At 60.0% G+C, this 22,406-nt stretch carries 20 protein-coding genes; 10 read left to right on the forward strand and 10 right to left on the reverse strand.

Annotated features, from left to right (window positions below):
* Positions 1-126 precede the first annotated feature (126 nt).
* Complete coding sequence (locus tag BLW69_RS13320) at positions 127-1,272, reverse strand: MFS transporter (protein ID WP_092662370.1); 1,146 nt, start codon at positions 1,270-1,272, stop codon at positions 127-129.
* A 206-nt stretch (positions 1,273-1,478) separates the two neighbouring features.
* Here BLW69_RS13320 and BLW69_RS13325 point away from each other — a divergent pair, with 206 nt between their 5' ends.
* On the forward strand, positions 1,479-1,904 hold the full coding sequence (locus BLW69_RS13325) for a DUF4864 domain-containing protein (RefSeq protein ID WP_092662372.1): 426 nt from the start codon (positions 1,479-1,481) through the stop codon (positions 1,902-1,904).
* 47 nt (positions 1,905-1,951) lie between these two features.
* Here BLW69_RS13325 and tgt read toward each other — a convergent pair whose 3' ends face one another.
* From tgt to coaD, 5 genes are all read right to left on the reverse strand, one after another.
* Entirely contained in the window at positions 1,952-3,085 is a 1,134-nt protein-coding gene (tgt, locus tag BLW69_RS13330) for a tRNA guanosine(34) transglycosylase Tgt (RefSeq protein WP_092662374.1), read from the reverse strand.
* Positions 3,082-4,170, reverse strand: a complete 1,089-nt coding sequence (gene queA / locus BLW69_RS13335) for a tRNA preQ1(34) S-adenosylmethionine ribosyltransferase-isomerase QueA (protein WP_092662376.1) — start codon at positions 4,168-4,170, stop codon at positions 3,082-3,084. The genes tgt and queA overlap by 4 nt, the downstream gene beginning before the upstream one ends.
* 74 nt (positions 4,171-4,244) lie before the next feature.
* Positions 4,245-4,754 (reverse strand): peptidylprolyl isomerase, encoded by a 510-nt coding sequence (locus BLW69_RS13340; protein WP_062456851.1) that lies wholly within the window; start codon positions 4,752-4,754, stop codon positions 4,245-4,247.
* Between the two features lie 77 nt (positions 4,755-4,831).
* Positions 4,832-5,404 carry a peptidylprolyl isomerase gene (locus tag BLW69_RS13345; RefSeq protein ID WP_062456848.1) on the reverse strand — a complete coding sequence of 191 codons (573 nt, stop codon included), beginning with the start codon at positions 5,402-5,404 and terminating at the stop codon, positions 4,832-4,834.
* A 31-nt stretch (positions 5,405-5,435) separates the two neighbouring features.
* A complete protein-coding gene (gene coaD, locus BLW69_RS13350) occupies positions 5,436-5,930 on the reverse strand; it encodes a pantetheine-phosphate adenylyltransferase (protein WP_062580735.1) in 495 nt (164 codons plus the stop codon).
* 420 nt (positions 5,931-6,350) lie between these two features.
* Between coaD and BLW69_RS13355 the strand changes: the two genes are divergently transcribed.
* On the forward strand, positions 6,351-6,533 hold the full coding sequence (locus tag BLW69_RS13355; protein WP_062456843.1) for a hypothetical protein: 183 nt from the start codon (positions 6,351-6,353) through the stop codon (positions 6,531-6,533).
* Positions 6,534-6,984: 451 nt separating this feature from the next.
* Here BLW69_RS13355 and gyrA read toward each other — a convergent pair whose 3' ends face one another.
* The gene (gyrA, locus tag BLW69_RS13360; RefSeq protein WP_092662378.1) at positions 6,985-9,846 is read right to left on the reverse strand and encodes a DNA gyrase subunit A; all 2,862 of its coding nucleotides are present in this window, start codon (positions 9,844-9,846) and stop codon (positions 6,985-6,987) included.
* Between the two features lie 228 nt (positions 9,847-10,074).
* Here gyrA and BLW69_RS13365 point away from each other — a divergent pair, with 228 nt between their 5' ends.
* A complete protein-coding gene (locus tag BLW69_RS13365; RefSeq protein WP_062456837.1) occupies positions 10,075-10,707 on the forward strand; it encodes a MarC family protein in 633 nt (210 codons plus the stop codon).
* Between the two features lie 34 nt (positions 10,708-10,741).
* Positions 10,742-11,917: an HPP family protein gene (locus BLW69_RS13370; protein WP_092662380.1), complete on the forward strand. Its 1,176-nt coding sequence runs from the start codon at positions 10,742-10,744 to the stop codon at positions 11,915-11,917.
* 17 nt (positions 11,918-11,934) lie between these two features.
* Here BLW69_RS13370 and BLW69_RS13375 read toward each other — a convergent pair whose 3' ends face one another.
* The gene (locus tag BLW69_RS13375; RefSeq protein ID WP_062456831.1) at positions 11,935-12,519 is read right to left on the reverse strand and encodes a single-stranded DNA-binding protein; all 585 of its coding nucleotides are present in this window, start codon (positions 12,517-12,519) and stop codon (positions 11,935-11,937) included.
* A gap of 245 nt (positions 12,520-12,764) precedes the next feature.
* Here BLW69_RS13375 and uvrA point away from each other — a divergent pair, with 245 nt between their 5' ends.
* Together uvrA and BLW69_RS13385 are read left to right on the forward strand one after the other, a co-directional pair.
* Positions 12,765-15,686 (forward strand): excinuclease ABC subunit UvrA, encoded by a 2,922-nt coding sequence (gene uvrA / locus BLW69_RS13380; protein WP_062580741.1) that lies wholly within the window; start codon positions 12,765-12,767, stop codon positions 15,684-15,686.
* Positions 15,687-15,722: 36 nt separating this feature from the next.
* Complete coding sequence (locus tag BLW69_RS13385) at positions 15,723-16,535, forward strand: DUF72 domain-containing protein (protein WP_092662382.1); 813 nt, start codon at positions 15,723-15,725, stop codon at positions 16,533-16,535.
* Here the strand turns inward: BLW69_RS13385 and BLW69_RS13390 are convergent.
* A complete protein-coding gene (locus BLW69_RS13390; protein ID WP_092662384.1) occupies positions 16,532-18,019 on the reverse strand; it encodes an NAD(P)H-hydrate dehydratase in 1,488 nt (495 codons plus the stop codon). The two genes, BLW69_RS13385 and BLW69_RS13390, sit on opposite strands and share 4 nt — an antisense overlap.
* 331 nt (positions 18,020-18,350) lie before the next feature.
* Between BLW69_RS13390 and BLW69_RS13395 the strand changes: the two genes are divergently transcribed.
* From BLW69_RS13395 to hspQ, 4 genes are all read left to right on the forward strand, one after another.
* A complete protein-coding gene (locus tag BLW69_RS13395) occupies positions 18,351-18,689 on the forward strand; it encodes a P-II family nitrogen regulator (protein WP_007753933.1) in 339 nt (112 codons plus the stop codon).
* Positions 18,690-18,760: 71 nt separating this feature from the next.
* Positions 18,761-20,170 carry a type I glutamate--ammonia ligase gene (gene glnA, locus BLW69_RS13400; protein ID WP_062456819.1) on the forward strand — a complete coding sequence of 470 codons (1,410 nt, stop codon included), beginning with the start codon at positions 18,761-18,763 and terminating at the stop codon, positions 20,168-20,170.
* Positions 20,171-20,302: 132 nt separating this feature from the next.
* Complete coding sequence (locus BLW69_RS13405; RefSeq protein ID WP_092662386.1) at positions 20,303-21,226, forward strand: DMT family transporter; 924 nt, start codon at positions 20,303-20,305, stop codon at positions 21,224-21,226.
* A gap of 92 nt (positions 21,227-21,318) precedes the next feature.
* Positions 21,319-21,648, forward strand: a complete 330-nt coding sequence (hspQ, locus tag BLW69_RS13410) for a heat shock protein HspQ (RefSeq protein ID WP_062456814.1) — start codon at positions 21,319-21,321, stop codon at positions 21,646-21,648.
* Positions 21,649-21,735: 87 nt separating this feature from the next.
* Here hspQ and BLW69_RS13415 read toward each other — a convergent pair whose 3' ends face one another.
* Positions 21,736-22,392 (reverse strand): invasion associated locus B family protein, encoded by a 657-nt coding sequence (locus tag BLW69_RS13415; protein WP_062456811.1) that lies wholly within the window; start codon positions 22,390-22,392, stop codon positions 21,736-21,738.
* Between the last annotated feature and the right edge of the window lie 14 nt (positions 22,393-22,406).

The raw sequence follows: 22,406 nt of genomic DNA on the forward strand, positions 1-22,406 counted from the left end.
AATCCAGTCGTAGCGACGAAGTCCAGTCGGCTCAAGCCATTATCCATTCATGTGGCCAATTAGGGGCCATCAGCCGGCAAGTCTTGCCCCTGCCCCAAAACCGACCGGTTTTCCACATGCAAGCGATCAACGCCTGAGACGGAACGGCCGGCGCCCATCGGCCACGGGCGCCATCAGGAAGCTGATGAGAACGGTCGGCAGAAGAACGACGAACGTGGCAACCAGGCTCACATGCTCGGCAATGAAGCCGAGAAGCGGCGGCACGCCGATCGTGGAAAGCATCAGTGTCAGCGCGAGCGCTGCAAGATTGTCGGACGGCTGTCCCTTGCCGCGCGCGATCGTGGTCGAGACTGCCAGGGGAAAGGCCAGCGCTATCCCGCAGCCGATCAGAAACAGCGCCACGCCGGCAACGACGAGGTTTGCGGCGGTCACCAGCAGCACGATACCGAACGCGACGGCGATAGCGGATCCCCGGATCAGCGAGATCGGTCCTGCGACTTCCCGCAGCTTGTCGCCCGACAGCCGCGTCAGTCCCATGCCGACGGTGAAGACGGCGTAGAGGACGCCGGCCATCGCCGGATCGGCCCCCATTTCCTCGCGCAGATAAAAGATCGCCCAGTCATAGACAGCGCCTTCCACGATGCAGAGCCCGAACACCATGATGCAGATGAGGATGATGGTCTTGTCCGGCATGACGTATGCGGATTTTCTTTTCGTCGTCGGCGCAGCTGGCGCCGGGTCGGCGGCCGTGACCCGGAAGACGGCAAAGCAGGCCGTGAGGACAAGAAACGCCGCCACGCTCTGCTGCACAAAGGGCGTCACGCCCTGCGCTGCGAGGAAACCGGACGCCAGCGATCCGAACAGAAGCCCGACCGACCAGAACCCGTGGCTTTTCGCCAGAACCTTTGTGCCGGTCCGCTGCTCAATACCGGCGGAGATCATGTTGGCGGACACGTCGAAGATCGTGCGAAAGAAGCCGAACAGGAAAAAACCGAAGACGAAGAGAGGCAACGGCGCGGCCGCCACGATCGGGCTCAGAAGCGCGACAATCGGCAAGGTGATGACTGCGGTCATCCGAGGTGTGAGCCTGTCGGTGATCCTCCCCGCCAGAGGCAGCGCAAGAAACGTGCCGACCGGTGCGCTGAGCAGCGCCATCCCGAGCACTGCCTTGTCGATTCCCATTGATTCCTGAATGGCTGGAAGCCGCGTGAACAGGGAAACGAACAGAAGAGCATTGCTGAAATAGAGCAGAGCCGGCGCTAGTAGGGTCATTACGGAATTCCGAAGCAATCACATCAGACACACTGGTGCACCGCGACTTTGACGACGACAAGACATGAACGTGGGACCCTGCCCTGCGTTATGGTTTGCCGTCCGACTGGGCAGATCGCGGTGATGCTGAAAATATCCGCAACGCCACCTTTCCCTTTGGTGAGTATGCTCTAAACTTTATGGAAGCCGATGCTGGAGAATGTCAGATGCGCTTTCGAATAGCCTCTCTTGCCGCATTCCTCTTTCTGTCACCTGCAGGCGTCGTCCACGCCGAAGATCCGGTCGCCGACGCCCGCGCCGTCATCTCCGCCCAGATCTCCGCCTTGATGAACGACGATGCGGATAAGGCCTATTCTCTCGCGTCGCCGGGGATCCGCAGTCTTTATCCGGATAAAAAAGTCTTCTTCGCCATGGTCCGCGACAACTATGAGGCTGTCTATCAGGCCGGAACCTATGCCTTCGGCCGCTCCAAACTAGTGGGCGGCGGCGAAGTCGTGCTGCAGGAGGTGATGATCAGCGCCAAGCAGGGCAAGGACTGGACCGCAATCTACGACATGCGGCTGATGGACGACGGATCCTACAAGGTCAACGGCGTCCGGATGATCCGCAATACGGCGAGCCAGGGCATCTAGCCAAAATATGGTCGGCAGGGGCACCGCCCCTGCCCGCTCGAATATTGTCAGACCGGGTCGATATCGCCCTTGGCCCATTCCGCTTGGGTCTCTGCACAGAAATCCTCGAAACGACCATTCGCGATCGCCTCGCGAATACCCTTCATCAGATCCTGATAGTAATTGAGGTTGTTCCACGAGAGCAGCATCCCGCCCAGCGATTCGTCTGCGCGGATCAGATGGTGCAGATAGGCGCGGGAGTAATCGCGTGTCGCCGGGCAGCCGGACTCGTCGTCGAGCGGTCGCATATCCTCGGCATGGCGTGCGTTGCGAAGGTTCACCTTGCCGCGACGGGTGAAGGCGAGACCGTGACGGCCGGCCCGCGTCGGCATCACGCAGTCGAACATGTCGATACCGCGCGCCACCGATTTGAGGATATCATCAGGCGTTCCGACGCCCATCAGATAGCGCGGCTTTTCGGACGGCAGAACCGGGAGCGTTTCCTCCAGCATGCGCAGCATCACGTCCTGCGGCTCGCCGACCGCAAGGCCACCCACCGCATATCCCTTGAGGTCGAGCTGTTTCAGCCCTTCGGCAGACCGCACGCGAAGCGCCGGAATGTCGCCACCCTGGACGATGCCGAACATCGCCTTGCCTGGCTGTTCCCCGAAGGCCACCCGGCAGCGCTCGGCCCAGCGAAGCGACAACTCCATCGCGCGCTCGATTTCCTTGGCCTCGGCCGGAAGCGCCACGCATTCGTCGAGCTGCATCTGGATATCCGAGCCAAGCAGGCCCTGGATCTCGATCGAACGCTCCGGCGACATGTGGTGCCTGGAGCCGTCGATATGGCTCTTGAAGGTCACACCCTTCTCGTCGAGCTTTCTGAGCGCCGAAAGCGACATGACCTGAAAGCCACCCGAATCGGTCAGGATCGGATGATCCCAGCGGATCAGCTTGTGCAGCCCGCCAAGCCGCGCGACCCGTTCGGCCCCCGGCCGCAGCATCAGGTGATAGGTATTGCCAAGAATGATATCGGCGCCGGTATCGCGCACCTGGTCGAGATACATCGCCTTGACGGTCCCGACGGTACCGACCGGCATGAAGGCCGGCGTGCGGATCGTTCCGCGCGGCATGGAGACTTCGCCGAGACGGGCGGCGCCGTCTGTTGCCTTCAGGGTGAACTGGAAATTTTCGGTGGTCATCGGTCGTTCCTGAAAAGCAGGCTTGAGTCGCCATAGGAATAGAAGCGGTAGCCGGAAGAGATGGCATGGTCGTAGGCTGAGCGCATGGTCTCAAGCCCGCAGAAGGCCGAGACCAGCATGAACAGCGTCGATTTCGGCAAATGGAAATTGGTCATCAGCATATCGACGGCCTTGAACCGATAGCCCGGTGTAATGAAGATGCCGGTCGCACCGCTCCAGGGCAGTATCGTGCCGTCGTCGGCCGCAGCACTCTCGATCAGTCGCAGCGACGTCGTGCCGACGCAGACGATCCGCCCGCCCCTCGCCCTGATCGCGTTGAGATGCTGCGCGGTCTCGGCGCTCACGTAACCGATTTCCTGATGCATCTTGTGGTCTTCGGTATCGTCCACCTTCATCGGCAGAAACGTTCCGGCCCCCACATGCAGCGTCACAAAATGGCGCTCGACGCCTGCCGCGTCCAGCCTGGCAAACAGGTCGGGCGTGAAATGCAGCCCGGCTGTCGGTGCTGCAACGGCGCCCTGCTCGCGTGCGTAGATCGTCTGGTAATCCTTGGCATCCTGCGCATCCTCAGGCCGCTTGGCGGCGATATAGGGCGGCAGCGGAATATGGCCGACCGACAGGATCGCTTCATCGAGAGCCGGACCGGATAGATCAAAGCGCAGCGTCACCTCGCCGCCCTCACCCTTGTCTTCGACTGTCGCGACAAGCGACCCGGACAAGCAGGTATTGTCACCGGAATGGCCAAACTCGATCCGGTCGCCGATCTTGATCCGCTTGCCTGGCCTTGCAAACGCCTTCCAGACATCCGGCTCGGTGCGCATATGCAGCGTCGCGGAAACCTGCTGACCGCCGGCGCCCTCACGATGACGGACGCCTTCGAGCTGCGCGGGAATGACTTTCGTGTCGTTGAAGACCAGTGCGTCGCCCGGCTTCAGGAATGCCACCAGATCGCTGACCCGCTGGTCGGAGAGGACAGGATGGGCGCCTGCGTCAACGACAAGCAGCCGTGCGCTGTCGCGCGGGTTTGCCGGCCGCAGCGCAATGTTTTCCTCGGGCAGATCGAAATCGAATAGATCGACACGCATGATGGATGAGCTTCCAGAATAGGCAAGGCCCGCCCCGTCGAGAAGACGGAGCGGGCCAGAAATGGCGGATCAGATCAGACGTCTGCGGCGACGCGGACGGAAACGATCGAGTCCGGATCCTTGACCGGCTCGCCCTTCTTGATCAGGTCGATGATGTCCATGCCTTCGATGACCTGGCCCCAGACCGTGTACTGCTTGTTCAGCCAAGGCGCGTCGGTAAAGCAGATGAAGAACTGCGAGTTTGCGGAGTTCGGGCTCTGCGAACGGGCCATCGAGCATGTGCCGCGGATATGCGATACAGCCGAAAATTCAGCCTTCAGGTCCGGCTTGTCGGAGCCGCCCATGCCGGCGCGCGAAGGGTTGAAGTCCGCTCCACCCTGCTTGCCGAACTTGACGTCGCCGGTCTGCGCCATGAAATCCGGAATGACGCGGTGGAATACAACGCCGTCATAGGCGGTTTCGCGGGCAAGTTCCTTGATGCGCGCAACATGCTCAGGTGCCAGATCCGGCAGGAGCGAGATGACGACCTTGCCCTTGGTGGTTTCCATGATGAGGGTGTTTTCGGGATCCTTGATCTCGGCCATGGTATTTCTCCTTGATTATCTCTGTCTCAGGACATCAGCCCTGTGGGCCGTTGCCGTTTCAATCGACTGTGGGTCGATCATTTCTTGCCGACGGTCACCTTGACCATCTTGTCGGGATTGGTGACTTCGCCATTGCTGCCATCGCCGCGCTTGATCTTGTCCACGGCTTCCATGCCGGACACGACCTTGCCGATTACGGTGTACTGACCGTTCAGGAACGGACCTTCGTCGAACATGATGAAGAACTGCGAGTTGGCAGAATTCGGGCTCTGCGAACGGGCCATGCCGACAGTGCCGCGCTCGAATGGCGTCTTGGAAAATTCTGCAGGAAGATCGGCAAGATCCGAGCCGCCGGTGCCGGCGCGCGAAGCGTTGAAGCTCGGGCCGCCCTGCTTGCCGAACTTGACGTCGCCGGTCTGGGCCATGAAACCATCGATGACGCGGTGGAATATGACGTTGTCATAGGCACCCTTGGCAGCCAGCGCCTTCACCTGCGCAACGTGCTTCGGTGCCGACTCAGGCATCAGCTGGATCACGACCGGGCCATCCTTCAACTGGATGGTCAGAAAATCGTCTGCCGCCGCAACGGCTGTTCCGACCGTGGCAGCGAGCGCGAGGGCGCCGGCTATGGCGAGGCGAAGCAGTTTCATCAGAAGACTCCTGTTATCTTTTGTCGCAGAATCAGCGTTTGTGCTTTTCGTTCAGGGCGCGCAGTACCACAGCCGGCACGAATTCGCCGACATTGCCGCCCATGGCAGCGATCTGGCGGACCAATGTGGCCGTTATGGGCCGGGAGGCCGCCGCCGACGGCAGGAATACCGTCTGAAGGTCTGGCGCCATTGTCCGGTTCATGCTGGCCATCTGCATCTCGTAATCAAAATCGGTCCCGTCGCGCAGGCCGCGCACAAGGATTGTCGCCCCCTGCTCCCGGGCAGCGTCGATCACCAATCCTTCAAATGAAACCACCGAAAGACTGTCCTCGCGCTCGGGCAGAGCCTCCGAAAGTGCTGCTGCGATCAATGCCGCGCGCTCCTCGAAGCTGAATACCGGCACCTTGCCCGGATGAACGCCGATTGCCACGACGACCCGTTCAGCGATGTTCAGCGCCTGCACGAGAATATCGAGATGGCCGTTTGTCATCGGGTCGAATGAGCCGGGATAAAGAGCGATCGTCATACTGAAGTCGGAGCCTGTTCCAGCTGAATTTCAACGGCCTTTTGTCATGGAAGGCCGCCCGCTGCAAGGCTTTCCCAAAAACTGAACGAAAGATGAATGCGTCGTTCAAGGCCGTTTCAGCCGGCTCATGTTTAACTGACAAACATGACGGGGCGAGATCATCGTCCCGCTGAGTTGAGAGACACGGAAATGCTGGCTTTGATGATTTTCGCTGCAATCGTTGCAGCGCTTTTATTGGACGCCGCGATTTACGTATTCGGATCGGCAGACCTCTGAGAAGTGGAAACGCGATCCGGAATCTGAACGCCAGATGAACACGCCATTCAAGCATGCTTCAGAGCCGTTCAGATAGGTCACTCCCATAATGTGGTGTCGCTGCGCGCAGTTCACGCGCTCAGGCAATTAAAAGGATAATCGGATATGATGATCGCAAACAAAAAGATGGCTATGCCCGACAAGATCACCATGATTAACCTCGTATGGAGCGCCATGATTGCTGTCATGTTGACGGCGACGGTCACTCTTTACCAGGACCGCTCGGATGTCGACGGCTCCAACTACCCGCAGGTTACGGGTCGTTACAGCGACATCTCCTACTATTGATCGCCTGCCGCGAGGAGCTGGACTGGGACCTCATCCCTTTGGCCGCTCCTCTGAAACATCCGCGATCACAGAAACCGCAATCGTGCCCCCTGCTCTTTGGGCACGTTGTCGGGAAGATCTAGAGCGACAAGCCACACCATTATTTTCGTGAACGGTAGCGAACAGGGCGCGATGCCCTTTCCGCGCCAAGCGGCTCAAACAAAGCCGGAGGATGGTTTTCCATCCTCCGGCTTTTTCGTTGTTGATGTCCTCTGCCCTCCGGAAGGACGCGACCTACTCGGTCGCATCCCAATCCAATGATCGAACACCGCGCCACTAGTTTGATCGCCGGTGCCAAATACTGGCGAGATGCCCAACCCCGTGGAGCTACTCAAACAAAAGCCGGAGGATGGTTTCCCATCCTCCGGCTTTTTTCGTTTTTCTCGTCTTTTGCCGTCCGGGTGGACGCGACCTATTCGGTCGCATCCCCGTCAGCATCAGGCGTATCGGCTTCGGGCGCGTCGGTGTCGGTATCGGGAGCAATCCCGAGGTCACCGGTTTCCGCCGAGATCTCACCCGGCAACTCGCCGTTCTCGTCTTCGTTCTCTGGCTCGCTGATGCGCTCGACGGAGACCACCTTCTCATCCTTGTGGGTCGAGAAGATCGTGACGCCCTTCGTCGCACGGCTGGCAATGCGAATGCCGCCAACCGGAACACGGATCAGAACGCCGCCATTCGAAACGAGCATGATCTGGTCACCCTCGTCGATCGGGAAGGCGGCAACGAGTTCGCCGATTTCCGCAGTCTTCGAGGTATCGGTGGCACGGATACCCTTGCCGCCACGGCCCGAGGTGCGGAAGTCATAGGAAGACGAGCGCTTGCCGTAGCCTTTTTCCGAAACCGTCAGCACGAACTGTTCGTGTTGCTTCAGGTATTCGTAGCGCTCATCGGAGAGCTGTCCCTCTTCGGTGACTTCCTCACCAACCAGAGCGATATCCTCTTCGTCCACTCCGGCAGCACGGCGCTCGATCGCCGAGCGCTTGAGGTAAGCTGCACGTTCCCACGGCTCGGCATCGACATGCCCGACAATCGTCATCGAGATGATGCGGTCGCCTTCGGCCAGATTGATACCGCGGACACCGATGGAATTACGGCCGGCAAAGACGCGGACCTCTTCGACCGGGAAGCGGATCGCCTGTCCAAGCGCGGTTGTCAGCAACACGTCATCGCCGGGCTCGTTGAGGTCGAGGTTCGGACCGCTGCAGGTCTCGACGGAGAGGATTTCGTCACCCTCTTCTTCGAGCTTCATGGCGATCTTGCCGTTGCGGTTGACCTGCACGAAGTCCGACAGCTTGTTGCGGCGAACCGTGCCGCGTGTCGTCGAGAACATCACGTCGAGGTTATCCCAGGACGTTTCGTCTTCGGGCAACGGCATGATTGTGGTGATGCGCTCGCCAGCTTCCAGCGGCAGCATGTTGATCAGGGCCTTGCCGCGCGATTGCGGCGTGCCGATCGGCAGGCGCCAGACCTTTTCCTTGTAGACGATGCCACGCGAGGAGAAGAACAGCACCGGCGTATGAGTATTGACCACGAATAGCCGGGTAACGAAGTCCTCGTCACGTGTGGCCATGCCGGAGCGACCCTTGCCGCCACGACGCTGCGCGCGGTAGGTCGCCAGCGGAACACGCTTGATATAGCCGAGATGCGAAACGGTAACGACCATGTCCTCGCGGGCAATCAGGTCCTCGTCGTCCATCTCGAGACCGCCTTCGAGGATCTCGGTGCGGCGTGGTGTACCGAATTCGTCGCGAACGGCGATGAGTTCGTCCTTGACGATCTGCTGGATGCGAACCCGTGACGACAGGATGTCGAGATAGTCGGAGATCTCGGCGCCGATCTTGTTCAGCTCGTCGCCAATTTCATCGCGGCCGAGCGCCGTCAGGCGGGCAAGACGCAGTTCGAGGATCGCGCGGGCCTGTTCCTCGGAGAGGTTGTAGGTCAGATCCTCGTTGATCTTGTGACGCGGATCGTCGATGAGCCGGATAAGAGCCTCGACGTCATGGGCCGGCCAGCGGCGCGTCATCAACTGCTCGCGCGCCGTCGCAGGATCCGGTGCACGGCGAATGAGCGCAATGACTTCATCGATATTGGCAACGGCGATCGCCAGACCCACCAACACGTGAGCGCGCTCGCGCGCCTTGCGCAACAGGTACTTCGTGCGGCGGCTGACGACTTCCTCGCGGAAGGACACAAAGGCCTTCAGCATGTCGATCAGCGCCAGCTGCTCCGGCTTGCCGCCATTGAGCGCCACCATGTTGCAGCCGAACGACGTCTGTAGCGGCGTGTAGCGATAGAGCTGGTTCAAAATGACGTCGGCATTCGCATCGCGCTTCAGCTCGACGACGACGCGGTAACCCTGTCTGTCGGACTCGTCGCGCAGATCGGAAATCCCTTCGATCCGCTTTTCGCGGACGAGTTCGCCAATCTTTTCGACCATCGAGGCCTTGTTCACCTGGTAGGGAACTTCGGTGATGATGATCTGCTCACGGTCGCCGCGCAGAGGTTCGATCGTCGCACGACCGCGCATCATGACGGAGCCGCGGCCCGTCTCGTAAGCCAGCCGAATGCCGGCACGGCCAAGGATCATTGCACCTGTCGGAAAGTCCGGACCGGGAATGATCTGCATCAGCTCGGGCAGTTCGATCGCCGGATTGTCCATCATCGCGATGCAGCCGTCGATCACTTCCGACAGATTGTGCGGCGGGATGTTGGTCGCCATGCCGACGGCGATGCCGCCTGCGCCATTGACGAGCAGGTTCGGGAATTTCGCCGGCAGAACCACCGGTTCCGACAGCGTGCCGTCATAGTTGTCGCGGAAGTCGACGGTTTCCTTGTCGAGATCATCGAGCAGCGCATGGGCCGACTTTTCAAGCCTGCACTCTGTATAGCGCTCGGCCGCCGGCGGATCCCCGTCGATCGATCCGAAATTGCCCTGTCCGTCGATCAGCGGCAATCGCAGCGACCAATCCTGCGCCATACGTGCCAGCGCATCATAGATCGCGGAGTTGCCGTGCGGATGGAATTTACCCATCACGTCACCGGTTACGCGGGCGCACTTGACGTATTTCTTGTTCCAGTCGATCCCGAGCTCGGACATGCCGAACATGATGCGCCGGTGAACCGGCTTCAGTCCGTCACGAACGTCGGGAAGTGCGCGGCTGACGATCACGCTCATCGCATAATCGAGATAGGACCGCTGCATCTCTTCCATAATGGAAATGGGTTCGATGCCTGGAGGCAGCTTTCCGCCGCCGGGTGTGCTTTGCTCAGTCAAATCGGATCACGATCTCTGTTCGGAATCATTTGAATTTTTATAGCGGAAAGCGGCTCCGGGCGCCAATTTCCACTGAATTTGCTTTGTAGTTGTGAACAGGTTTTGCGGCATTTGGAAGGTGTTTGCCACGATCGTTGGATACATTCGTTGCAAGACTTCCCTAAAGCGCCCGGCTGTCCTAACAATCTTATCATTGAACGGCAAGCCGAGCGTCCTCTAGGAGTATCCATGGCCTCACCCGATGCTCTCATCAACGCGTTGACCACTTTGTTGGTCACGCTCGACCCGCCGGGTCTGGCGCCGGTCTTTCTGGGCCTGACGGTCGGCATGACGACGGCACAACGGCGCTTTGTCGCTTTTCGCGGTGCGCTGATCGCGTTCGGGATCCTCGCGGTGTTTGCCCTGTTCGGATCGAGCGTTCTCGGCCTGCTCGGCATCTCGATCGGCGCCTTCCGCATCGCGGGCGGCCTGCTTCTGTTCTGGATCTCGTTCGAAATGGTTTTCGAGAAGCGCCAGGAGCGAAAGGAAAAGACGTCGCAAAAGGCGATCACGATCGACCATATCCACGATATCGCCGTGTTTCCGCTCGCCCTGCCGCTGATTGCCGGCCCCGGAGCGATTTCCGCGACCGTCCTTTTGTCCGGAACATTCACCAGCGCTCTCGACCGAGCCCTTCTTATCGGTGTCCTCGCGCTGATCATGGTGGTGCTCTACGCAACGCTTCTGATCGCGGAAAAGCTCGACCGTTTCCTGGGTGTGACAGGGCGCGCGATCCTCACCCGGCTTCTCGGGGTCATCCTCGCTGCCTTGTCCGTTCAGTTCGTGGTCGACGGCATCCGGTCGGCATTCGCGATACCCTGATCGTTCCTGAGACGGACGGCCGAAAGCTCAATCCATGCACATTCTAAACCGTCTCATCGGACAGGCACCGAACCCGATCAGCATGAGGGAACGGCTTCGCTCTGCGGGCGGCGCCTTGCTCGGCATTTCCCTGACGGGACTGGGCGGCAGTCTCGTCGCCGGCTTCGAACCGTCATTGCCGGCACTGATCGCCCCGATGGGTGCCTCGGCCGTGCTGCTTTTTGCCGTCCCGTCGAGCCCGCTCGCACAACCCTGGTCCATCTTGGGCGGCAATATTCTCTCGGCCACTGTCGGCGTCACAGTCGCTGCGCTCGTGCCAGACCCTGCCCTCGCCTCGGGCCTCGCCATTGGCATAGCGATCGCGGCGATGATGGCGCTGCGCTGCCTGCACCCGCCAAGCGGTGCGATTGCCCTGACCGCAGTGCTTGGCGGCCCGTCCATTCACGCGATGGGATACGGATTCGTCCTCTGGCCGGTTCTGGGCAACTCGCTGGCTTTGCTGCTGCTTGCGATCATTCTCAACAATCTGGCAGGCCGGCGCTATCCGCATGCGCCCGCTACACCTGCCCCTTCGCACGGCACCAAGGATCCGCCGCCGAGCGGCCGTATCGGGTTCCGCCGGGAGGATCTCGACGCCGTCCTCAGGGACTATGATCAGGTCCTCGATATCGATCGCAGCGACCTCGAAACAATTATTCGCCTGACCGAACTGCGCTCCTACCGCCAGCGCGCCAGCCACCTCACCTGCGCCGACGTCATGTCCCGCGACGTGATCGCGGTGTCACCGGATGATCCCCTGGGAAAGGCGCATCAGTCCATGCGCAACCACCGTCTGAAGGCCCTGCCCGTCACCAACGAAAAGGCTGAGGTGGTTGGCATCGTTACGCAGACGGATTTTCTGGACAAGCCAATCTGGACCGGCGGTCGCCCGACGATCGGCCCGCGCCAGCGTTTGCGGCTGATGATGCAAGGCGCAACAGCGCCAAACCATATCGTAAGGGATATCATGACTGCGCCGGTCCGGACGATCGAGCCGTCGGCACCGCTCAACGACGCGGTCGTCATGTTTGCGGAGGAAGGCCTGCACTACCTGCCGATCGTCGGCGAGAACGGCAAACTCGCCGGGATACTCTCGCAGTCCGACGTGCTTGTAGCGATGCTTTCGGACCGTGCCACTCATGCTCCAACCGAACATGAAAAAGGCGCCTGAGCGGCGCCTTTTTTTGATCAGAATGGGATGTCGTCGTCGAGGTCGCGGGAGAAGTTCCCGCCGCCACCACCGGAGGACTGGCCACCCTGGCTGCCCTGAGCACCGCGCCCTGCCGGTGCTCCACCCCCGGAACGCGGACGATCATAGTCATCGCCGCCGCCACCGTAGTTGCCGCCGAAATCACCGCCGCCACCGCCGCCGAAGTCGCTTGCGCCACCACGTGCGCCGCCGCGCTCACCGCCGCCTTCGCCACGACCGTCGAGCATTGTCAGGGTCGAGTTAAAGCCCTGCAGCACGATTTCGGTTGAATAACGATCGTTGCCGGTCTGGTCCTGCCATTTGCGGGTCTGCAGCGCGCCTTCGATATAAAGCTTGGCACCCTTTTTGACATACTGCTCGACGACCTTGCAGAGGCCTTCGTTGAACACGACGACCGTATGCCATTCCGTCTTTTCGCGACGCTCGCCCGACGTGCGATCGCGCCAGCTTTCCGACGTGGCGATGCGCAGGTTTGCGATCGGGCGGCCATCCTGCGTCCGGCGGATTTCCGGGTCGGCACCGACATTGCCCACCAGAATGACTTTGTTCACGCTGCCCGCCATTGTATTCACCTCGTTTGCCGCCAAGCGCGGCTTTGAAAACCAATTACCCCACCTTAAACCATCGACCGCCCGGATTGGGCAATGCCGAGGTTTAATCCACAGTGAATTTTGTTCTTTCTTTGTTCTATTTTCTCCGTATAGTTCTGTCAAGCATTCGGAACCGGGTTGCGTTGCAACAGTTTCGTCTCGACAGGCGGCTTTCGATAACTACATAAGGACCTTCGATCCTCCCCGAAGGCATAACGATGAGCGAACTCAAAACCATTTCCATCCGTGGTGCGCGCGAGCACAATCTGAAGGGTATCGATCTCGATCTGCCCCGTAACTCGCTGATCGTGATGACCGGCCTGTCCGGCTCCGGCAAGTCGTCGCTTGCGTTCGACACGATCTACGCCGAGGGCCAGCGGCGCTATGTCGAGAGCCTGTCGGCCTATGCACGCCAGTTTCTGGAGATGATGCAGAAGCCCGACGTCGACCAGATCGAAGGCCTGTCTCCGGCGATCTCGATCGAGCAGAAGACGACCTCGCGAAATCCCCGCTCGACGGTCGGCACAGTCACGGAAATCTACGACTACATGCGCCTGTTGTTTGCGCGCGTCGGCGTTCCATATTCGCCAGCGACCGGGCTTCCGATCGAAAGCCAGACCGTCAGCCAAATGGTCGACAGGGTCCTTGCTTTCGAAGAAGGCACCCGTCTTTATATTCTCGCACCAATGATCCGCGGGCGCAAAGGCGAGTACAAGAAGGAACTCGCCGAGCTGATGAAAAAGGGTTTTCAGCGCGTCAAGGTGGATGGCCAGTTCTATGAGATCGCCGACGTTCCAGCGCTCGACAAGAAATACAAACACGACATCGACGTCGTCGTCGACCGCCTTGTGGTGCGTTCCGACATTGCCGCGCGTCTGGCCGACAGCCTTGAGACATCGCTGAAACTGGCGGATGGCCTGGCCGTTGCGGAGTTCGCCGACAAGCCTCTGCCGGAGAAGGAAACCTCCGCAGGTGGATCTGCCAACAAATCGCTGAACGAAACCCATGAACGGGTTCTGTTTTCGGAAAAATTCGCCTGCCCTGTGTCCGGATTCACCATTCCGGAGATCGAGCCGCGGCTGTTCTCCTTCAACAATCCCTTCGGTGCCTGCCCCACCTGCGATGGTCTCGGATCACAGCAGAAGGTGGACCGGAACATGATCGTGCCGGAACCCGGCCGGACCCTGAAGGATGGCGCGATCGCGCCCTGGGCGAAGTCCACCTCGCCCTATTACAACCAGACGCTCGAGGGTCTCGGCAAGGTCTTTGGTTTCAAGCTGACGGACCGCTGGGACAAGCTGTCGGATAGCGCCCGCTCGGCGATCCTTGAGGGCACCGAGGAAAAGATCGAGTTCAATTATGCCGACGGCGCACGGTCCTACAAGACGACCAAGACGTTCGAAGGCATCGTCCCCAATCTCGAACGGCGCTGGAAGGAAACCGACAGTGCCTGGGCGCGCGAGGAAATCGAGCGCTACATGTCGGCCGCTCCATGCCCGTCCTGTGCCGGCTATCGCCTGAAGCCGGAAGCGCTGGCGGTCAAGATCAATAAGCTGCATATCGGCCAGACGACAGAAATGTCGATCCGGCTGGCACGCGACTGGTTTGCGGCGCTCCCCGAGCACCTGAACGCGAAGCAGAACGAGATCGCTGTCCGTATCCTCAAGGAGATCCGCGAGCGCCTTCAGTTCCTGAACGACGTCGGGCTCGACTATCTCAGCCTTTCGCGAAATTCCGGCACGCTGTCCGGTGGCGAGAGCCAGCGCATCCGTTTGGCATCGCAGATCGGCTCGGGCCTTACCGGCGTTCTCTACGTGCTGGACGAGCCATCCATCGGCCTCCACCAGCGCGACAATGCCCGCCTGCTCGAAACGCTGAAGCATCTGCGTGACATCGGCAATACCGTCATCGTCGTGGAACATGACGAGGATGCCATTATGACCGCCGATTACGTCGTCGATATCGGCCCTGCCGCCGGCATTCACGGCGGCACGGTCGTCGCCGAAGGCACGCCGCAGCAGGTCATGGCAAACCCCAAGTCACTGACCGGTAAATACCTGTCGGGCGAACTCGGCGTCGCAGTTCCCACTGAGCGGCGCAAGGTCAAAAAAGGCAAGGAACTCAAGGTTTTCGGAGCCCGCGGCAACAACCTCAAGAACGTTACCGCGGCGGTACCGCTCGGCGTTTTTACCGCCGTGACCGGCGTATCGGGTGGCGGCAAGTCGACCTTCCTGATCGAAACGCTCTACAAGTCGGCCGCACGCCGCGTCATGGGCGCGAGAGAAATCCCGGCCGAGCACGATCGGATCGACGGGTTCGAGCATATCGACAAGGTGATCGATATCGACCAGTCGCCGATCGGTCGCACACCGCGCTCCAACCCGGCCACTTATACCGGTGCCTTCACCCCCATCCGCGACTGGTTTGCCGGCCTGCCGGAAGCCAAGGCCCGCGGTTACGCACCCGGCCGCTTCTCCTTCAACGTCAAGGGCGGCCGTTGCGAGGCCTGCCAGGGCGACGGCGTCATCAAGATCGAGATGCACTTCCTTCCGGATGTCTATGTCACCTGTGATGTCTGCCACGGCAAACGCTACAACCGCGAAACGCTCGACGTGCATTTCAAGGGCAAGTCGATCGCCGATGTCCTGGACATGACGGTCGAGGAAGGTGTCGAGTTCTTTGCCGCGGTTCCGGCCGTGCGCGACAAGCTGCAATCGCTGTTCGATGTCGGTCTCGGCTATATCAAGGTCGGTCAACAGGCAAACACGCTCTCAGGCGGCGAAGCGCAGCGCGTCAAGCTCGCCAAGGAGCTGTCGAAGCGTGCCACCGGCCGCACCCTCTATATTCTCGATGAGCCAACCACGGGCCTGCATTTCCACGACGTCGCGAAACTTCTGGAAATGCTGCACGAGCTGGTCAACCAGGGCAATTCGGTCGTGGTCATCGAGCACAATCTCGAAGTCATCAAGACCGCCGATTGGGTTATCGACATTGGCCCCGAAGGCGGCACGGGTGGTGGGGAGATTGTTGCCTGCGGCACGCCGGAACAGGTCGTCAAGGAGAAGCGCTCCTATACCGGCCAGTTCCTTAAGGAGCTTCTGGAACGGCGTCCGGTCAAGAAAGTCCAAGCGGCAGAATAGTTTTTACCGCCGCCAATACCTGTTCCGGGGAGATGAGTGATGACACCAGGCATAATTCGAACAGGTATCGGCGGCTGGACCTTCGCGCCTTGGGAGGGCACGTTCTATCCGGACAAGCTGGCGAAGAAACGCCAGCTTGAATATGCGGCGTCCAAGCTCAAGGTCATCGAGGTCAACGGCACCTATTACGGGTCGCAAAAGCCCGAGACTTTTGCGAAATGGGCGTCCGAAGTGCCTGACGGATTCATCTTCTCGCTCAAAGCCAGCCGCTACACTACCAACCGCAAGGTCCTGGCCGAGGCGGGCGAATCGATCGAACGCTTCCTGCAGCAGGGGCTCGTCGAACTCGGCGACCATCTTGGGCCGTTGCTGTGGCAGTTCGCGCCGACCAAGAAATTCGAGCCTGACGATTTCGAAGCGTTTCTGAAGCTGCTGCCGGACGCGCTGGAAGGGCTGCCTTTGCGCCACGTCGTCGAGGTCCGCCACGACAGCTTCAAGGTTCCGGAATTCGTCGAACTTATCGCGAAATACAATGTCGCGCCCGTCTGCGCCGATCATTTCGACTATCCGATGATCGCCGACGTTACCGCTGATTTCGTCTATGCGCGGCTGCAAAAAGGGTCGGACGAGATCGAAACCTGTTACACGAAGCCGGATATGAAAGATTGGGCGAAAAGGTTGAAAACCTGGTCTGCCGGTAGCGTCCCCGACGATCTACCTTTGATCGACGAATCGCGAAATCCCGCCAAAAAGCCGCGCGACGTCTACGCCTTCTTCATCCACGAGGGCAAGGTCAACGCCCCCGGCGGCGCAATGGCCATGCAGGAGATGCTCGACGCCAGGAACTAGGGCTCTTTATTCGGCAGGATCCCTGCTCTCTTGGCCAGATCTTCCGCGGTCATGTCTGGGGTCAGGCTATTGGCCGCTTCGCCGTGTAGGTAGACGCCTGCCGCCGCGGCCTCGAAGGCGGGCATGCCCTGGGCGAGCAGCGCTCCGATCATTCCGGCGAGCACATCTCCGGAGCCTGCGGTGGCAAGCCAGGGCGGCGCATTCGTGTTGATCAGGGCGCGGCCATCGGGTGAAGCGATCACCGTGTCTGCACCCTTGTAGACGATGACGGCGCTGGCCAGCGCCGAGGCTTTCAGCGCCTTCTCGGGCTTGCTGAGTTCTTTGTCCTTAGCCAAATCCGGAAACAGCCGGGCAAACTCCCCCTCATGTGGGGTCAGTACCAGGCGCGTCTCGCCCTCCGAGAAGGCTGAAAACAGCGTATCAGGATCGTCCTTGAACGAGGAAATGCCGTCCGCGTCCAGCACCAGCTGCTTGCCCTTCAGTGCCAGCACGAACTCGCGGGCTTTCTCCCCGACGCCGAACCCCGGGCCGAGCACGAAGGCGGAGAGTTTTGCCGAACCCAGCCAGTCGGCGAGGTCTGCGACATCGTCGATTGCATGAAGCATGATTGCTGTCAGCGAGGCGGCATTGACGGAAAGTGCGTCCGTTGGGCTTGCAACGGTAACGAGCCCTGCCCCGCGCTTCAGACCCGCCGTCGCCGAAAGCCGGGCTGCGCCCGTCTTGTCCGCGGGACCGCTGAACACGACCAGATGTCCACGCGTATACTTGTGGCTGTCACCCAATGGTGACGGCACAGCTGAGCTCCAGATCGACGGCGCGTTCTCGGCAAGACTGCCGGCCTTGCTCAAAACGATTCGACGGGGGATGCCGATATCGAAAACCTCAAGTCCACCGCAGAGCTCGCGTCCCGGCATGAGGACGTGGCCAGGCTTGCGCGCAACGAATGTCACCGTCCGATCTGCACGCAACGCCGCGCCAAGCGCCACACCGCGCCGGCCGCATAGTCCAGACGGCAGATCGACGGCAAGCACGGGTGTATTGGTGGCTGCCAGACGATCAGCGAGTGCCGCCACGCTATCGGAGACGTTTCTGGAGAGCCCTGCCCCGAAGAGCGCATCGATGACGACATCACCAGGCAATGGCACATAATTGTCCAACGGCTGGGTATCGAGCGGGCAGCGTGAACGGGCCTCAAGCGCATCGCCGCGCAGTTGTGCGGGATCCCCGAGACTGTAGACCACGCAGCGTGTGCCGGCCTCGTTCAAGGCCGCCGCTGCGACATAGCCGTCACCGCCATTGTTGCCGGGTCCACACAGGACGACAAAGCGCAACGCGCCGGGAAAGTGTCGAAGAGCCGACGCCGCGACAGCCCGGCCCGCGCGGTCCATCAGCCCTATCGAGGACATGCCTGATGCTGCCGCGGCCGTGTCGACGGCTGCCATATCGTTAGGCGTCAGGAGCAAATGAGCGAATGAATTGGTCATTTGTCTATTCAAAGGCAAAACAGGGGAAATACAAGCGCGATCTTAGTGATCAAAACATCATCAAATGCACAGAAAACATGCTTATTTAGTAGGTGGACAGGCATGCGCTCGGTGCGGCGGGCGGAAGCGATTTCGGCAAGGATACGGCGTCAGGCGCACAAACCCGGACGTGGCCGACCGCGTTCAGCAGGCAATCCACCGAAAAATGGAAAGTTTTGACGCAAACCCGTGTTATTTTCTGAAAAACGTGAAAGAGTTTGGCACGAATAGTGCATCGGCCTGTTTGGCGGGCATGGGCCTGCGACTGGGAGAAGCGGAGAGTTGGTTTCTCATGAAGAAGATCGAAGCGATCATTAAACCGTTCAAGCTGGATGAAGTGAAGGAAGCCCTTCAGGAAGTCGGCTTGCAAGGGATTACGGTGACCGAGGCCAAGGGCTTTGGACGCCAAAAAGGACATACCGAGCTTTATCGTGGCGCGGAATACGTCGTCGACTTTCTCCCGAAGGTGAAGGTTGAAGTTGTGCTGGCCGACGAGAATGCAGACGCGGTCATTGAGGCCATCCGCAACGCGGCACAGACTGGACGAATTGGAGACGGCAAGATATTCGTTTCCAACGTGGAGGAAGTCATTCGTATTCGCACCGGCGAAACGGGTGTGGACGCTATCTGACCGCACTTTGAAGGCTGAGAAGAAGCCGCGCGGACAGTTCATAACAATCATACAGGCGAGGAAAAGGTCATATGACGAGCGCAAGCGAAATCATGAAACAGATCAAGGAAAACGACGTCAAGTTCGTGGACCTGCGCTTTACGGACCCGCGCGGCAAGCTGCAGCACGTGACGATGGACGTCTCGGCCGTCGACGAGGATATGTTCGCCGATGGCGTCATGTTCGACGGCTCCTCGATCGGCGGATGGAAGGCCATCAACGAGTCGGACATGGTGCTGATGCCCGATCCGCAGACCGTGCACATGGACCCGTTTTTCGCGCAATCCACCATGGTCATCGTTTGCGATATTCTCGATCCGATTTCCGGTGAAGCCTACAACCGCGATCCGCGCGGCACGGCCAAGAAGGCCGAGGCCTATCTCAAGGCATCGGGCATCGGCGATACGATTTTCGTCGGCCCCGAGCCTGAATTCTTCGTCTTCGACGACGTCAAGTACAAGGCCGATCCCTACAATACGGGCTTCAAGCTGGACAGTTCGGAACTGCCGTCCAACGACGACACCGATTACGAGACCGGCAACCTTGGCCACCGTCCGCGCGTCAAGGGCGGCTACTTCCCGGTTCCGCCGGTCGATAGCCTTCAGGACATGCGCTCGGAAATGCTCACCGTCCTCACCGAGATGGGCGTGGTCGTCGAAAAGCATCACCATGAAGTGGCCGCTGCCCAGCACGAACTCGGTGTGAAGTTCGATACGCTGGTGCGCAACGCCGACAAGATGCAGATCTACAAATACGTCGTGCATCAGGTCGCCAATGCCTATGGCAAGACGGCCACCTTCATGCCGAAGCCGATCTTCGGCGACAACGGCTCGGGCATGCACGTTCACCAGTCGATCTGGAAGGACGGCAAGCCGACCTTTGCTGGTGACGAGTATGCAGGCCTGTCGGAAAGCTGCCTTTACTACATCGGCGGCATAATCAAGCACGCCAAGGCGATCAACGCCTTCACGAACCCGACGACGAATTCCTACAAGCGTCTCGTGCCGGGTTACGAAGCACCGGTTCTGCTTGCCTACTCGGCCCGCAACCGCTCTGCCTCCTGCCGCATTCCGTTCGGGTCGAACCCGAAGGCAAAGCGCGTCGAAGTCCGCTTCCCCGATCCGGCCCAGAACCCCTATCTCGGTTTTGCCGCCATGCTGATGGCCGGCCTCGACGGCATCAAGAACAAGATTCATCCCGGCAAGGCCATGGACAAGGATCTCTACGACCTGCCGCCGAAGGAACTGCGCAAGATCCCGACGGTCTGCGGTAGCTTGCGCGAAGCGCTCGACAGCCTCGACAAGGATCGCAAGTTCCTCACCGCCGGCGGCGTTTTCGACGACGATCAGATCGACGCCTATATCGAACTGAAGATGGTGGAAGTCATGCGCTTCGAGATGACGCCGCATCCAGTCGAATTCGACATGTACTATTCCGCCTGATCCGCGGACCAACCTGAAAACCAGAAACGGCGGGGCTTACCCGCCGTTTTTCATTCGTGCTTCATCGGAGCAGCAGGCTCCTAACCTGCGGTCACAGGCCCGTGCCTGCTTCACCGCCCCCTGGATTGCCTCATGCGCACCGATACCGGCAGCACGCCCCGTCCCCTCGACTGGCTGATCTTCCTTCTTGTCCCGGTCTTCTTTTCCAGCAATCTCGTTTTCGGTCGCGGCATTGTCGGCGAGATCGGTCCCTATATGACCGCGTTTATCCGCTGGGCAGGCTCGACGCTCATCATGCTGCCGCTGCTCTATATGGATCGTCGCGCTGCTGCGGCCTTTGTGCGGGCCCATACGTGGTTGTGGCTCTGGCTCGGCTTCCTCGGCATGGGCATTTGCGGCGGCTTCGTCTACTGGGCGCTCACCATGACGACGGCCTCGAATGCCACGCTGATCTACAGCACGTCGTCGCTCTTCATCATTCTGCTGGAATGGCTGTTCGCCAGCCGACGCATCAGCATCAAGGAGATCTGCGGCATGGCGCTCGCCTTCGCGGGCGTCGCTGTCATCGTGTTGCGCGGAGATCTGGCTGCCGTTCTTCACATGCGCTTCAATCTCGGCGATCTCGGCATTCTGATCGCTGCGATCGCGTTTGCCTTTTATTCAATTCTGTTACGGCGCCCGGCAGCTCAAGCCGTTCGTCCGCTCACGCTGTTCGGACTGATTGCCTTCTCCGGCTCGCTCATCCTGATCGTGCCGGCGATCTGGGAACTGTTTCACGGCGGTCTTCTTCCCACCAGCCAGTCCGCCTGGATGAAGCTTGCCGGCATCATTCTCTTCGCCTCGCTCGCCGCCTTCTTCTGCTTCCAGCAGGTGGTGCGGATCTTCGGTTCGGTCACGGCCGGGACCACGCTCTACCTCATGCCCCCGGTTTCGATCGTCATGGCCGTGGCGTTTCTCGGCGAAACCTTCGAGGCCTACCATGCTGTCGGCATCGTTTGCGTCCTCGGAGGCGTCATTCTTGCAACGTTGAAGGGAAGACGAGCCGGAACGGGATGAGAACAAAGTGGAACTATCCTTACCACACCGCATTTGCCACTTGAGCAGCAACGGATTTACACCCACATTATGTTGCGAAAGGATGTCGCACCATGAAACAGCGAAATGCCAAGTTTACGATCGGGGAAGTCGTTCGCCACAAGGTGTTCCCGTTCCGCGGCGTCGTGTTCGATGTGGACCCCGAATATGACAATACCGAGGAATGGTGGAACGCGATTCCGGCCGAGATCCGCCCGAGCAAGGATCAGCCCTTCTACCACCTTCTGGCCGAGAACGACGAAACAGAATACGTCGCTTATGTCTCGGAACAGAACCTGGTCCATGACGAGAGCGACCAACCCCTGCGCAACCCGCAGGTCTACCAGATCTTCGACGCCGGCCCCTCCGGCAATCTAAAGCCGAAGGTTATCCTCGCCCATTGATCGGGGCCAGCCTTGTCGAGATAAATCGTCAAAACGAAAAAAGCCCAGTCTTTCGACCGGGCTTTTTTGTTGCTTTGAGATTTGAACTTACTGGCCCTGCTTGGCAGCGTTCTGAGCTTCTTCAAGCTTCTTGCGCGCTTCCTCAGCCTTCTTCTGCATGCCTTCTTCCAGGCTACGCTGGCTTTCGGCAAGCTGCGACTGCGTGATTGCTGCACCGTCGTAGGCACCGGTAAAGCCGGTCAACGAAACCTTGATCGGGTTCGGCGCGCGGCGGAAGTTCATCGACGTGAAGACGACGTCGGTGCCCTTCTTGAGGCTGGCGATCATCGCATCTGTCAGCGGCACTTCGGCAGTGCACTTGTCAGGCAGGCAGACGGCGTAGTCGAGCTTCTGACCCTTCGCACCGTCGATCTGCATGATGATGCCCGGCTGCACCATACGTGCGGTCGGAACCGAAACCTGAAGGATCTTGCGGTTGACCTTGCCTTCGACGCTGATGAGGCCGATTGCCGTGATCAGCTGGCCGTTCTGGGCCAGAATGATGTTCTGCACAACGCAGAGATCAGCATCGTCCTGCTTGGTGCAGGTCTTGAACCAGCCAAGCGGCGGACCGCCGGCACCGGCGCCGCCCTGTGCGGGAGCTGCCTGCTGGGCGAAGGCTGCAACCGGCAGCGCAGCCACGCCGACCGAAACAGCAAGAGCAGACATGGCCGTCCGCATAACTTTGGTTGCCTTGAGCATCATAACGAAATCCGTCT

The sequence above is a fragment of the Rhizobium sp. NFR12 genome, assembly GCF_900108545.1.
Taxonomy (GTDB): domain Bacteria; phylum Pseudomonadota; class Alphaproteobacteria; order Rhizobiales; family Rhizobiaceae; genus Neorhizobium; species Neorhizobium soli.